The sequence below is a fragment of the Sphingobacterium sp. Mn56C genome (assembly GCF_049319645.1).
Classification (GTDB): Bacteria; Bacteroidota; Bacteroidia; order Sphingobacteriales; family Sphingobacteriaceae; genus Sphingobacterium.
The window spans coordinates 1,040,421-1,054,053 of sequence record NZ_JBMOUC010000001.1 but is presented as its reverse complement, the minus strand read 5'-3'; the positions used below and the strand labels follow the sequence as shown (position 1 = coordinate 1,054,053).

The 13,633-nt window shown below is 36.1% G+C and carries 11 protein-coding genes and 1 pseudogene; 3 read left to right on the top strand and 9 right to left on the bottom strand.

Annotated features, from left to right (window positions below):
• Positions 1-194: 194 nt before the first annotated feature.
• Entirely contained in the window at positions 195-1,424 is a 1,230-nt protein-coding gene (locus ACL9RF_RS04475; RefSeq protein ID WP_422799391.1) for an MFS transporter, read from the top strand.
• 77 nt (positions 1,425-1,501) lie between these two features.
• On the opposite strand, the gene ACL9RF_RS04470 is transcribed toward ACL9RF_RS04475, so the two are convergent.
• From ACL9RF_RS04470 to ACL9RF_RS04440, 7 genes and pseudogenes are all read right to left on the bottom strand, one after another.
• Positions 1,502-4,438 (bottom strand): DNA polymerase III subunit alpha, encoded by a 2,937-nt coding sequence (locus ACL9RF_RS04470; protein ID WP_422799390.1) that lies wholly within the window; start codon positions 4,436-4,438, stop codon positions 1,502-1,504.
• Between the two features lie 144 nt (positions 4,439-4,582).
• Positions 4,583-5,722, bottom strand: coding sequence for a hypothetical protein (locus tag ACL9RF_RS04465; RefSeq protein ID WP_422799389.1), 1,140 nt, complete (start codon positions 5,720-5,722; stop codon positions 4,583-4,585).
• Positions 5,723-6,509: 787 nt separating this feature from the next.
• Positions 6,510-7,832, bottom strand: coding sequence for a hypothetical protein (locus ACL9RF_RS04460; RefSeq protein WP_422799388.1), 1,323 nt, complete (start codon positions 7,830-7,832; stop codon positions 6,510-6,512).
• Between the two features lie 655 nt (positions 7,833-8,487).
• Positions 8,488-8,637: a helix-turn-helix domain-containing protein gene (locus tag ACL9RF_RS04455; RefSeq protein WP_422799984.1), complete on the bottom strand. Its 150-nt coding sequence runs from the start codon at positions 8,635-8,637 to the stop codon at positions 8,488-8,490.
• Positions 8,638-8,690: 53 nt separating this feature from the next.
• The gene (locus tag ACL9RF_RS04450; protein ID WP_422799387.1) at positions 8,691-9,095 is read right to left on the bottom strand and encodes an integrase core domain-containing protein; all 405 of its coding nucleotides are present in this window, start codon (positions 9,093-9,095) and stop codon (positions 8,691-8,693) included.
• 83 nt (positions 9,096-9,178) lie between these two features.
• Positions 9,179-9,445, bottom strand: a pseudogene (locus ACL9RF_RS04445) (transposase).
• A gap of 312 nt (positions 9,446-9,757) precedes the next feature.
• A complete protein-coding gene (locus ACL9RF_RS04440) occupies positions 9,758-10,309 on the bottom strand; it encodes a hypothetical protein (protein ID WP_422799386.1) in 552 nt (183 codons plus the stop codon).
• 278 nt (positions 10,310-10,587) lie between these two features.
• Here ACL9RF_RS04440 and ACL9RF_RS04435 point away from each other — a divergent pair, with 278 nt between their 5' ends.
• Entirely contained in the window at positions 10,588-10,752 is a 165-nt protein-coding gene (locus ACL9RF_RS04435; RefSeq protein ID WP_422799385.1) for a hypothetical protein, read from the top strand.
• Here the strand turns inward: ACL9RF_RS04435 and ACL9RF_RS04430 are convergent, their stop codons facing one another.
• The gene (locus ACL9RF_RS04430; RefSeq protein WP_422799384.1) at positions 10,753-11,256 is read right to left on the bottom strand and encodes a hypothetical protein; all 504 of its coding nucleotides are present in this window, start codon (positions 11,254-11,256) and stop codon (positions 10,753-10,755) included.
• Between the two features lie 709 nt (positions 11,257-11,965).
• On the opposite strand from ACL9RF_RS04430, the gene ACL9RF_RS04425 reads away from it, so the two are divergent.
• Positions 11,966-12,688, top strand: coding sequence for an SDR family NAD(P)-dependent oxidoreductase (locus ACL9RF_RS04425; protein WP_422799383.1), 723 nt, complete (start codon positions 11,966-11,968; stop codon positions 12,686-12,688).
• 188 nt (positions 12,689-12,876) lie between these two features.
• Here ACL9RF_RS04425 and ACL9RF_RS04420 read toward each other — a convergent pair whose 3' ends face one another.
• On the bottom strand, positions 12,877-13,572 hold the full coding sequence (locus ACL9RF_RS04420) for a phage integrase SAM-like domain-containing protein (protein ID WP_422799382.1): 696 nt from the start codon (positions 13,570-13,572) through the stop codon (positions 12,877-12,879).
• Positions 13,573-13,633: the final 61 nt, after the last annotated feature.

Below are 13,633 nucleotides of genomic sequence, written 5' to 3'. Positions count from 1 at the left end.
TAATTGTCTATACTGTTACGTTTTTAGCAAATATTATTTTTCAAACTGGCAGCCCTGCAAAAGCGACGTTTTATCTTCTATTTATTCCTACCTATACCTTATTTTCACCGTTTCGCAAAAATATTGATACCATACTGCGCTATAAAACAAATAATATTCATTAATATTGCGCTGCATTTTTCTGACACAAACACATGGAACTCAAGCAAAAACTATCTTTTACAGGTTACGAAAAGCTCGTTATCTTTATTCTTGCCATCACACAATTCACCGTTATCCTAGACTTTATGGTTATGTCGCCATTAGGTGATTTACTGGTAAAATCTATCGATATGGAGGCCTCGAAATTTGGAATTGTCGTTTCTGCCTATGCCTTTAGTGCAGGGATTTCTGGATTGCTGACCGCAGGCTTTGCCGACAAGTATGACCGTAAAAAACTGTTATTATTTTTTTACATCGGCTTTATTATAGGGACAGCACTCTGCGGTATCGCCAACGATTTTTATAGTCTAGTGGCGGCGCGTATTGTAACCGGACTATTTGGCGGCGTTATAGGCTCGATCTCTTTAGCGATTATTACCGATTTATTTGTATTAGAAAAGAGAGGTCGTGTTATGGGCTTCGTACAAATGGGCTTTGGTGCCTCTCAGGTATTGGGTATTCCTATAGGTATATACCTCGCCAACCTATGGGGTTGGGAGGCGCCATTTTTCCTTATTGCCATCCTTGCCTTGCTTATTGCTATACTAATCGCCTGGAAGCTAAAACCTGTACGCGAGCATTTGGCACTGCAGCAAGAAAAGAATGTATTTACACACTTATGGAATACAATTAAAAATAAAAATTACCGAATCGGGTTCATGACGACAGCCATGCTTTCAATCGGCGGTTTTATGATGATGCCTTACGGCACAATATTCGCTGTTAATAACCTTAAAGTAGCAACCGAGCAACTGCCTACCTTATTTATGGTATCGGGTATTTCAGCCTTAGTGATTATGCCTATAGTCGGTAAAATCAGCGATAGCGTTAGTAAACTTCGTTTATTCAGCATCGCTGCAATATGGCTTTCTGTCGTCTGTATTATCTATACCAACCTTTCGGCCACGCCATTTTACCTGGTATTGCTGACCAACGTATGTATGATGATCGGTATCCTTAGCCGCTCTGTACCAGCATCGGCATTAACATCTGCAGTGCCAGATGCAGCCGATCGAGGCGCCTTTATGAGCGTCAACGCCTCCTTACAGCAGATTGCCGGAGGTATTGCAGCCGTAATCGCCGGACTTATTGTACATCAGCAGGATAAGAATAGCCCCTTGGAGCATTATAATATCGTCGGTTATGTACTCGTTGTGGTGACCTTATTATCGATTTATTTTATGGCAAGAGTAGACCACATTGTTCGATTAAAAAAGTCCTAACAGAGATCCTATACAAATAACCGCAACATACAAGAGTCGGCATGATACAGCACATGTACATGCCGACTCTTGTATGTTTACTCGCTGCGCGGATCAACCTTTAAAGGCATCTTGGCACAACGTATCACCTCCAGTGCAGCGCAACCATAAGCTACGGTAACCTTCCCTTCGATAAGGTAAACGCCTGCACCACGCAAAGGAAACTCGGCCAAAGACGGGGGGAAATGTACCGTATCAAAAAATACCCCCTCACAGTCAAAAAAAGTTCCGAATTTCATGAGCTCCCCTTTTTTTGTACGCACATATTTTTCGGCCACAAAATCGCCCACCATACGAACCACCTGCCCCGCTTTGGTCAGCAAATCCTTCGCCATAACATCCCCACGATACGAACTTTTTGCCAAATCAAACATAGACCCTGAAACACAAAAGCCCAACAGCTCTATTTCGTCGTAATAATCTTCCGTATTATGCTGTTCCAGTTGCGGAAGAACAGGAATATGTATATCCGATTGAAAAAGCATATTGCCGCTATTATGCTGCTGCTTTTTGCTAACCAATAGATGCGCATGCCATAACAACTCCTTCTTTCCGATATTCAAAAAACGAAACGCCCCTACACGGATCAGAATGAGCAACTGCTCTATGCCCGCCCCCGTTCGGGCGACAAAATTCTCCAACCCCGTAAACAGACCATTAGCCTGTCGCTCGGTTTCAATACTCGAGGCCAAAGCCTTTTCCAGGTGCAGTACCTCATCAAAGCCCAAGTAAATATCAACCCCCTCGATACAAGTGCTATAAACCGAATGGTTCACACAAGGCAAACAAATATTTGCTCCAGCCAGACGAGCCTCATTCACATACACCTTACGGCTATAAAAGCCCCCATAATTATTTAACACACTCACCATAAACTCCAGGGGATAATATGTCTTCAGAAAAAGACTTTGATAACTCTCTACAGCATACGATGCCGAATGCGCTTTATTAAACGAATAACCGGCAAAACTTTCCATCTGTCGCCATATTTCACGGCTCACCTTAAGGTCATAACCTTTAGCCTTACAATTATCAAAATACTTATCCTCAATTTCAACCAAATGTTTCTTATTGCGGTATTTTCCCGACATCATGCGCCGAAGCACATCCGCATCCGCCATATCCAATCCGCCATAAGCATGCGCAATTTTCATAACATCCTCCTGATACACCATCACCCCATACGTCTCCGACAGCTGCTCCTTAAACACCGGATGCGGATATGTTACCGCACCAGGATTATGGTGTCGTTTAATAAACTCCGCCATCATACCACTACTAGCAACCCCCGGGCGTATAATCGAAGAAGCCGCCACCAGCGTCAAGTAATTGTCGCAGCGCAGCTTCGTAATCAGCTGCCGCATTGCAGGGCTTTCAATATAAAAACAACCTATAGTATTAGCCGATCGCAACTGATCCGCAATATGTGGGTCATTAAAAAATCGTTTAGGGTTCTCCAGATCAATAGACAGCCCTTTATTCTGCAGCACCAATTGCTGGCAATCTTTAATATGCCCGATACCCCGTTGCGAAAGGATATCAAATTTTTCGAAACCTATATCCTCGGCCGTATACATATCAAACTGCACCGTTGGCAAGCCCTTTGGCGGTTTATCCAATGCCGAGTACAGCGTCAAAGGCTGCTCAGCAATCAGCACCCCCGAAGCATGAATAGTACGCTGATTTGGAAAATCCTCCATACGGTTATACACACTTAAAATCGTATCTATAACCTCATTTTTATTTAACATATTATCCGGTTCGTGCAGCAAACGGTCGATCTCTGCCTTCGGCAAACCATACACCTTGCCCAACTCCCGCAAGATACTACGCGACCGGAAGGTGCTCATGGCCCCCATAAGTGCCGTATGCCCCGGTTGGTAACGTTTAAAAATATAATCGTACACATCATCTCTATCGCGCCAGCTAAAATCGACATCAAAATCTGGCGAACTCTTGCGTTTAGGGTTTAAGAAACGCTCGAAAGGCAAATTCAATGCAATCGGGTCAACATCCGTAATGCCCAAGCAATAAGCCACCGCAGAATTAGCACCAGAGCCACGCCCTACATAGTAAAAATCCTTATTCCGCGCATAACGGCAGATATCATCTGTAATCAAAAAGTAACTAGCGAAATGTTGATTTTCAATCACCTCCAGCTCCCGTTGAATACGCTGCTGGGCCACCATATCCGTTTTTGCATACCGATTAGCAAACCCATTCATCACATGTTTAAGTAATAACGCTTTATCACTATAATGGCTCCCGGTAAAGCTGGCCTTATTTTTTGCAGCAGTAAAATCCATTGTAAAGCTACACTGCATAAATAACCGATATGTATTCTGCAAAACCTGAGGCAAGGCCTTGTACAGCAACATAAGCTGTGCTCTAGGGATAAAATGCTCCATAACAGTGGCAACCTGAGTAAGCGATAGCTGCGAAATCAATACGTTATGATCTACCGCCCTTAACTGCTTGTGGAAGGTATAATCGTCGCGTCTAAAACTCACGGGAGCCAGCACCACACAACGCGCTAATGCCGTAGTACCCAACAAAACAGCCCTGCTGCATTCCTCCGGACGAACCCCAATGTATTCATAATCGCGCAACGCAAAACAGCCCATCTTTTCAAAAGGGTACACAATAAAGACATCCTTAAACTCCGGTGCCCGCTCTGGCAGGGTAAGCCCCTCCATATTAAGTGCGGTACGGTAAGCATTAATCTCCTCAAACCCCCTTTCATTTCGGGCGATAGCCACAAAATGAAATATATCGCCCTCACGAAACTCCATTCCAGCCAAGGGATTTAACCCCTTCTCCTGTCCCTTACGGATAAAATCCAAAGATCCACTGCTGTTGTTTATATCGGTAAGCACAGCGGTATCATAACCATAGGAAACCATTTCATCCATTAGCTCCTCTAAACTATAGGTGCCATAACGTAAACTATAATAACTGTGTACATTGAGTAACATAACAAATTGTTTTTTGCTTAGCCCTACTAAAAAGTAAAGCATAAGTACCCACAAAAATAAAACAATTACTAATATTTTTAGCAATTGTTTTATCCTATTGTACAACAATATGTTTATTATAAGTACTACCCCGTTTTTTAAGGTTTAAAAATAATACCCGATATTAATATTAAAGCGTGTTTGCCACTTATCCTGGCCTGTACCATTACTTAAAGCATAAATAGATTCATATCCAAAATTAGACTGGCTTTTTCCAGCGGCAAAATCGATATACGTTAATATTGGTCCGGCGGAAAAAGACAGCCCAGTAACATTCATCTGTGAGCTTTTAAAACCAGACACCTTTTTATTCATAAAGGCATAATCATTATAAAAGCACAATTGCGAAATCGGCTTCCAGTTGACCGGAACGGTATAAGAGAGTCCAAATGTATACGTATCCGCCTCGGCAGCAATTAAATAAGCCCCACCAAAGCCCACCATAGCAACCATATCTTTCGATTCAGTTGCAGGCGCTTTCGTGTTATATTTATACATCGTATACTGTGCTTTGAGCCCCAGCTTACCCCAGTCCATCATACCCTGAACAGCAGTAGCATAATGATCCCCTGTCTTTTCGGTTTCCAAATTATACAAACCACCATACTGCGCAGATAAGCCCAATTTCACTTTTAGATTATCATCCCCAAACTTATAATCCACCTTTCCGTTTATCTGATTAATTTTTTTATTACGGAAAGACATCTTTCCATCACCATCAACATCAATAGAACCGACATCATAACCATAACGCTTAGGCGAAAGGTCGCTATTATTGCCATAATCCTGCACCAGTGGATTCTTAAAGAAAGCAAAGCTAAAGTCTATTTTATCACCAATATGTCTATAGTTTGCCCCCATATTGTAGCTATCCTCCAGCCCTAAGAAAAAGTTCATGCTCATAAAAAATGAGCTCGAATTTGCGGGCGTATTTCCAAAAGGAATAGGCAATAGGCCGAGTTGGATTTTATCCTTTTTATTCAGCGCATAGCCCATTATGCCATGTTTTAACACACCACCACCAGCACTAATTGTCATCACCCGATACTCAGCATCCAGATCAATACCTTTGTAAGCAGCTTTCGTATTTATTCGGAATATATCATATCCGAAATCTCCTCCCCGATTTTTTTGTCCCTGTTTCCAGGTAGAATAATTGTAATTGAAACGTACGGCTCCGCCGATGTCCACTTGAGGCTGTTCCTGTGCTAGCGCACAAATTGTGGTAAAAAGGAACACAACCATCCATAATAAAGGTTTTTTTACATTAATTTTCTATCATTTTAATAAAATAGTACTCTTGAAAATGACAGATAATGTGTCAAAAGACCTCACCCCACAACAAGTGAATATAGAAATGCTAGATAAGCATTAAAAAAGAGTAGTATTTAATTGGATTAATAATATTATAACGGAAATTCTGCCCGTTATTTTAAAAATTCAACCAACTAAACCCAAAAACACAAGTTGAAGTTATGTAAAATTAATCTCAACAAAAAAAATTAAACCCAAAAAATATAGAAAAGTGACAAAAATCATCTATTGGAAAGAAAAAAAATCCGTAAAAAAAAGAAGCTGCCTTAAAGACAGCTTCAATTACGCGTATTACATATTATTTAGAGTCCATGGCAATTTCATCAAATATTGATGCATTATGTCCACCCGCGGCAGCTCTATGTATTATAGGCTGATACGTATGTACACGGATAAACTTTTCTTCAGCAGTTTGCTAAAACAATACCAAGTTACCATTCGATTGAAACTTATAAAATATCATTTCCGACAATTTGAGTATTTAACCTACTCGTCACACCATTTTTTTATGCCCTTGGTACCAAAGATTGGGGTATACCTAGCCCGAGATTGACTTGAAGATTAAGTCAATCCATTGTTATTCTATTCAATGTGGTCAACTTATTATCTGTAATTATTGACTTATCACAGGAGTTAAACATTAACACCATTAATGTGAATGCTAAAATAAAAAAATTTGTTTCATAGTATGAAAATTTAATAGTGATGTATAAAAACATCAATTATTAGTAAACTTATTAGTATTATCAGCAATCTGACCAAAGTATGTAGACAGCGCTCCGGAAGCAGTTCCTGTATGTACTATAGGTTGGTATTTATTTACAGCATCATGTATTATGTCGGCAGTTTGCCAATACAACGCCAAGTTGCCATTTGTTTGAAACTTATAAAATGCGCTTTCCGACAATCTGGGGTAGTTTCCATTCCAATTTGCAGATGGAAGATATAAATTCTCCGTTGACCAAATTGCGCTATTATCGGACATATTATACTGGTTTATAAGATATATAACCAAATTGCCATCATTCTGAAAAATCATCTTATAACTATATTGGCTCCCATTCTGCGCAGACCGTGATTCCCATAAAACTTTATTATTTAATTTATTTTTAATGCATAAATTCCCATTAGACTCACCTATAAGCATATAATTTCCAGCGTTAATTTGCATGGGAAAGTCATATGCTTTTCCAGGCTTTATAATAGTGCCATCCAACATTTGGGAATCCGTTAACTCAGGATTATTTGCTAACACCACATATTTATCATACCATTTTTTGGGGATACCTTTCATAAAAATTTGTTGGCAATCAGGGAAATTAGTAGTATACCTTGAAATACAACCAAGAAACGGAGACATCGCTCCGGCCGCGGTGCCTGTATGCACTATAGGCTGGTATTTATTTACACCCATAAACTTTTCTTCAGCAGTTTGCCAATACAATACCAAGTTGCCATTCTTTTGAAATTTATAAAATGCCTTTTCAAACAATCTGGGGTAGCTTCCATTCCAATCTCCAGATGGAAGGTATAAATTCATTGTTGCCCAAATCGCTTCTCTATTACCACTATTATTAAAATATGTACGATAGATAACCAAATTACCATCATACTGAAAAGTTAAATAATACTTAGCATTATTTTTATATTCTGTGGACTGTGATTCCCACAAAATAGTATTATTTACTTTATCTTTAATAAGTAAATTTCCATTGCTATTACCTATTAACGCATAATTTTCGGCATTAATTTGTATGGGAAAGTCATATGATTTTCCCGGCTTTATACTAAGGCCATCTACCATTTGTGATTCCATGATTTCAGGGGTATTTGTGGTTTTAACATATTTATTATACCACATTGTGGGTATACCTTTGGTAAAAAGCTCTGGATCATCAGGAGAACGAGGTTCATTTGATGATTTAGTTAATCCATTCTCATTCGCTCTATCAATCCAATCCCCAGTAAGGATTGAATGATCACAAGCGCAAAACATTACCAAGATTATCGTTAACGCTAAATTAAAAGTGTTTGTTTTCATAGATTTTTAAATTTAGTATGGGTTTTGTATAGATTAATGTGCCTTAAAACTATAAACCCCCACACAAAAATTGCACACACAAACCTTATTACCAGCGACATAAGTAAGGAAACAAAGTAAACTAGGGGAACCAAGAAAAAAGCAGTTCAAATCAATATATCCTGGTAATATCAAGGGTCAAAAATCAATGCGAAATTTATGTCGTTAATGGAAAGCTATATATAAAAACATATTATACCTACTTCATATTTATAACCATATAAATTTCCAAAGCACATTTTAGCCGGGCTTACATACTAAAACGCTTAAGTTATGCAGCACAACAGGAAAATTTGTCAAGTTGTTTTTATTTATCGTAACAAGCAGACTGTATTTGGAGTGGTAGTAATCGTAGCTACGGTATATGCATTCGATTTTTTAGGTATGCGCTATCAGAAAGCTAAGAAAAAGCTTCGATGAGCTGCTCGGGATGATAAAAATGATTGGGTGCAGGAATCAAATCTCTTTGTTTTAATATCCTATAAACACTTGATTCAGAGATAAAAACACCTTGTTCATCCGTTATTTTGCAAGCTAATTCTCTGCAAGACAACTCGGTATGTTCCTATGCAATTTCTACAACCAGATTCTTTTGCTCTTGGGGGATACTATTCCACTACCTACGACAACTTCTCTTGCTTGTTGCCAAGCCATCAAAGCCACTTCTGAGATAATTCTGGTACCATCTGTAAAAAGTGCTACGTGTAATCCCAAAACTATCTAAAGTACGTTTTACACCGATTTCACGCTGTCTGACTGTTTGTATGATTTCGTACTTCTAACCTGCTGATAATCGCATATATTTCCTGTATTTATGGATTAACCCACCTCTGAAGGATGATTACTGTTATAGTCAATTTGCCACTCATAAGCTAAGGCATTGACCTGATTAATGGATTCAAATAAATAAGCATCTAAAACATCTTCTCTAAATGTACGATTGAAACGTTCAATATATGCGTTTTGTGCAGGCTTTCCTGGTTGGATATACTGTATTTCTATCTCTTGATCGCTACAAAAATCTTTAAAAACTTTAGCGATAAATTCTGAACCATTATCTGCTCTTATGCGTTTTGGTTTTGCTCTGTGTAACAATACTTCTTGTATTTTTTGCACCAACCTTGTTGCGGGAATAGAATAATATTGTGTGGAGAGATCCATAAGTTTATCAATAATGATCCGGTCATCTTTTTTATGGGCATAGTAATACATACTACGGCTCATAAAAACAATTTTACAAGACCTATGAATACTGATTCCTTTTGCTTCAATGATACCCTCAACCAGCTCCTTACGTTCACAGAGCCTTAAAGCTTTTTTTCAATAATATCTTTTAAAATACGACGATCTAAACTCAAATCGGCAAACATCCGCTTTAAACGGTTGTTTTTTTCTTGTAATGCCTTGACTTCTTTCAAATGTTGGGCATCCATACCACCATACTTTTGATTCCATTGTTAAAACGTGGAGGCTGTAATACCATGCTCGCGACAGATGTCGCGTGTCGACTTACCTGATTCATATTCCTTTAGAATATTGACAATCTGATGTTCTGAAAACTTGCTCTTCTTCATAATGTTTAACATACTAATTTAACATTTTTAATTGGTCTGAAAAACAGGGAAGTCTACCGTACCATACGAACAAACATTTGATTAGACGCTTATTTTAAGCCACTAAAAGAACTATTTTTTGTTTTGCTTTATTTTTTTTATTTATTTTATTTACATCAATGTAGCTCTTTATAACTATACTTATCGAATTGTAACTTTTTTAACATTTTGTTCTAACAAATAGGAGTAACAGTATGATTGTAACAAAAAAGAGGAACAAAATAGGTGCAACAGAATAAGTGAGTCAGACCGAGGTACTTTTTATTTACTTAATTACAATTTACCATATCCTGTCGATATAATTAATTTTTCTATTAAAACGTCTATTTTTTTACCATTTTCTACAATACTTCCAAAATAGTCATCAGGATGGTACCCTTCGTTTTGTGATAAATTAGAAAACAGTAATTTATTCAAATGTTTATTGTTGTCTAATAATAAATTATATACTTCTTTAATAGTCGACTTATCTTTAACTTCTGCAAATATGTTAAAGGCACCATAAGATCTGTAAAATGGGGTTTTATACTTGTCAACCATCTCATCAATTTTTATCGGCTCTATTTCTTGGCGACCAACATTATAATAAGGCAAATTGTTGAAAAACGTTTGATATCCATTAGTATTACTTATAAAGTTCTCTAAAGCAGTAGTTCTCTTAGTAAGGATCATTGAGTATTTAATTTCCCTTTTCTTTAAATCCCAGTCAAACCCTATCTTTAAAAGATATCCTATGCCACCAACTAAAATTGTAATAATAACGGCGATTTGAGACCAATAATCAATAATAAACTTAAAAAAAGTGTGACCTTGATTTTCTTCCATGAGGTAATTAATTATGTACATACAATGATACGATTTTTAAATTTTAAAGCTTAATAGCCATCATGTCCCACAAAAAACATTACAAAAAATATTGTCCTATTATTATACTTGTAAATATTCTCCCCTCTTTTCTTTGTTATAGATATTTGTTGAAAGTCAAGGTTCAAGAAAAAAACGACTTAAAATATTATAAGCCCTTACTTGGGGTGCTAATATTCTTTTTAGTAGTACGTGTTAATGAACTTTGTTCTTATAATAATTATACAAAACATTAAAGTATGAAAATCAGTAAAAAAACACAACAAGAGATCGAGTTATTACTGCTTATAACAGGTCACAATTGGGATTGGTCAGATCCAGAAGAAGAGCAGCAATGGATGGATCTTTACACTGCGATAGACCGTTTTAAAAACAGCCTACAAAGAAAAGGCCTGTGGAAGTAATTAGATAGGCTTTTTCGAATAAACCTCAATTGAAATAGGAATTTCAACTTTAGCGCCATTGATTAATAAAGCCAGAACAACTCTATTAATTAATGGACCAGACTTTCCTTTGGTTGCTTTATTTGCTGCGAATGCATCTATAATATTAGCATTATTTGAATGCACATAGGCTGCATAATTAGATTTAGGGCCAATCTTTTGAGGTTTATTTACATCTACACTTTCACTATGAAAGGTATGAAGCTTTACGCTGTTGGCACCTGAATTACTTACGGGCAAAGTTTGATTATTTAAAACAACATAGCTTTCGTTCCAAAGAAAATCGATCGTTTTATCAGATTTATTAAACAACTCAAAATCGATACGTCTTCCCCCAGCTTTTAAAAACTTCACAGTAATCACATCATCTTCAAATAAAAACTTATCCGGGTGCATCCCGTTTAGACTAACATACGTAGAGGATATTTTTTTCACTTCTTGGGCTTGAGTATCTTTTCCGGCCATTGTCAGTAAACAAGCTGTTATCAAAAGATAATATAGTTTCATAATAAAAGCATCTATTCACAAAATAACTAAAAATTATGAAACATTAAAAAGCTCTCCTTAGAAGGATTTAAATTTAATAATTAAAATTATTCTAGTGTCCATTTCTATATCAAGGCTTCAGTGTGCGTGTGTAGAAAGTATTAAAGATTTTTCTAATAGCATAGAGGAGATAGCCCTTGCTGCGTCCACAGCAGGAGATGCTTGGGCAAAGGAATCCGCAATTATCCAACGAAACATAGACAAGTACAAGGATCGCCAGCAAAAAGACCGTAGGCAGCAACATAAATGGGCTGTGAGGAATTATAGGAAATAAAAATCCCCTCTTGCGGGAGGGGTTAGTTCATACAATCTTCAAATATTTCTGATGCAATATTTTTAACTCCATCTAAATCAGTGACACTTGAATTTATTAATAAATAGGTGTAATTAGATTTATCGAAATGATGCACAAAGGCATCATTTAACTTTCAATTTGCAAAATCTAGGAATAAATATATAGTATCAAGAGTTGAAAATTGTTTAAGCCGTTGCTTTTTATATTGTTTTTTTCCATTAATTTTAACAACCTGAAAAAGTATTGGGTAAGCACAGTCGAAATAGAACTTTTTGTTCAATTAAACACATACTTCTTCGATATTTATTTCTCATTAACTGAAATTCAAAAATAATGAATAAAAAAACATACTTAATATTTGGAATTAGTAAAGGATTAGGTAAATCCATTACAATAAATTTACCTAAAGACATTGATACAGTTTTTGGAATTTCAAGAACTCAACCTGATTTTTTAAGAGAAAAAACTAATGTAAATTGGATACAGACTGATTTGTCTAATCCTAAAATTTCATCTGAAACTATTAAAGCTAGATTAAAAAATTCAGCTATTGATTACCTAATATATAATGTTGGTATATGGGAAAATAGTGCTTTCTCAAATGAATATATTTTTGAAGAAAATTCTCTATCTGAAATTAATAATATAATAAATACTAATATCACATCTTGTATAGTAAATATTCAATCACTCTTAAATAATTTAAAATTATCTAGTAATGCAAAAGTTATTTTAATTGGTTCAACTTGGGGATTGGATAATCACAATGGAAAAGAAGTGACTTTTTCTGCTTCAAAATTTGCTTTAAGAGGAATTGTTCATTCTTTGCGAGAAAATTTACGTCGTCACAAAATAGGTGTTTCAATTATAAACTTGGGATATTTAGCAACGGAATTTGATAATAACGAGGATGTAGCGACAGTATTAAAAAAAACTGATGGAAACTTAATCCCATTACAAGATGTAATTAATTCTTTAAAATTTATTATTTCTACATCAAATGCAAGTTGTGTCAAAGAAATTAATATGCCAGCAATGAATGATACGAATTTATAATTGACACATATATTTCATTTACACCTGTCAAAACCATATTTGGGGTGCTAATATTCTTTTTAGTAGTACGTGTTAATGAACTTTGTTCTTATAATAATTATACAAAACATTAAAGTATGAAAATCAGTAAAAAAACACAACAAGAGATCGAGTTATTACTGCTTATAACAGGTCACAATTGGGATTGGTCAGATCCAGAAGAAGAGCAGCAATGGATGGATCTTTACACTGCGATAGACCGTTTTAACTACAGGCTTATATAATTTAAAAGGATCATTAGGGATTAAAATTATGCCATTATCATAATCGTTGTATTTCAATTTCATAGTATCAAATATCACCTTGATATCTCTTATCGTGTTGGCTATAGTTTGATTAGATCTACCTCCTCTTTTAATAGCGTCACTACGCAAAGGAATTTTTAGGAAATCTTGAAATTCTTCCAAAAACTTTACCTTAAAATCAAAAGGCGAAAGTACATCACCCCCTACAAATTCCTTAAGTCGTTGAAGGGAAGATATTCTTTGTTTATACGAGTTTTCACGATGCTTAATACGCTCAAGATATTCTAAACTATATTCGAAAAAATCTAAAGGACCTTGCTCGGCCTTGGTAAGAAAAGTTTTAACATTAGCAACACTCATCAACGCTAATCTTACCCCTAAAGAATTAACTTTATCCCTAAGTTTATTTAATTCAATACTTAAATATCTGTCAATAAAAATCTTTTTTAATCGTAACTTCGTGTCCAAATCTTCTTTCTTAGCAACAAAGTTAGTGTCTAGGTAAACAGATTTACCCTGGTGTGTTATCCGATATTTAACAGCCCAAGTACCGTTCTGTTTTTTATGATGCTTAAGAATAGTAGCTGAAATTGAAGCCATGCTAAAAATTTTATAAGTTGTAAATTATTTGTAAAGTTTAATAGCGCAAAATAAGCAAATA

What these genes read in the sequence shown, in the direction of transcription:
- ACL9RF_RS04460 (WP_422799388.1), bottom strand. Translation starts at nt 7,832, where the DNA reads ATGAAAACAAACACTTTTAATTTAGCGTTAACGATAATCTTGGTAATG.
- ACL9RF_RS04465 (WP_422799389.1), bottom strand. Translation starts at nt 5,722, where the DNA reads ATGGTTGTGTTCCTTTTTACCACAATTTGTGCGCTAGCACAGGAACAG.
- ACL9RF_RS04470 (WP_422799390.1), bottom strand. Translation starts at nt 4,438, where the DNA reads ATGTTACTCAATGTACACAGTTATTATAGTTTACGTTATGGCACCTAT.
- ACL9RF_RS04430 (WP_422799384.1), bottom strand. Translation starts at nt 11,256, where the DNA reads ATGGCCGGAAAAGATACTCAAGCCCAAGAAGTGAAAAAAATATCCTCT.
- ACL9RF_RS04420 (WP_422799382.1), bottom strand. Translation starts at nt 13,572, where the DNA reads ATGGCTTCAATTTCAGCTACTATTCTTAAGCATCATAAAAAACAGAAC.
- ACL9RF_RS04435 (WP_422799385.1), top strand. Translation starts at nt 10,588, where the DNA reads ATGAAAATCAGTAAAAAAACACAACAAGAGATCGAGTTATTACTGCTT.
- ACL9RF_RS04440 (WP_422799386.1), bottom strand. Translation starts at nt 10,309, where the DNA reads ATGGAAGAAAATCAAGGTCACACTTTTTTTAAGTTTATTATTGATTAT.
- ACL9RF_RS04450 (WP_422799387.1), bottom strand. Translation starts at nt 9,095, where the DNA reads ATGAGCCGTAGTATGTATTACTATGCCCATAAAAAAGATGACCGGATC.
- ACL9RF_RS04475 (WP_422799391.1), top strand. Translation starts at nt 195, where the DNA reads ATGGAACTCAAGCAAAAACTATCTTTTACAGGTTACGAAAAGCTCGTT.
- ACL9RF_RS04425 (WP_422799383.1), top strand. Translation starts at nt 11,966, where the DNA reads ATGAATAAAAAAACATACTTAATATTTGGAATTAGTAAAGGATTAGGT.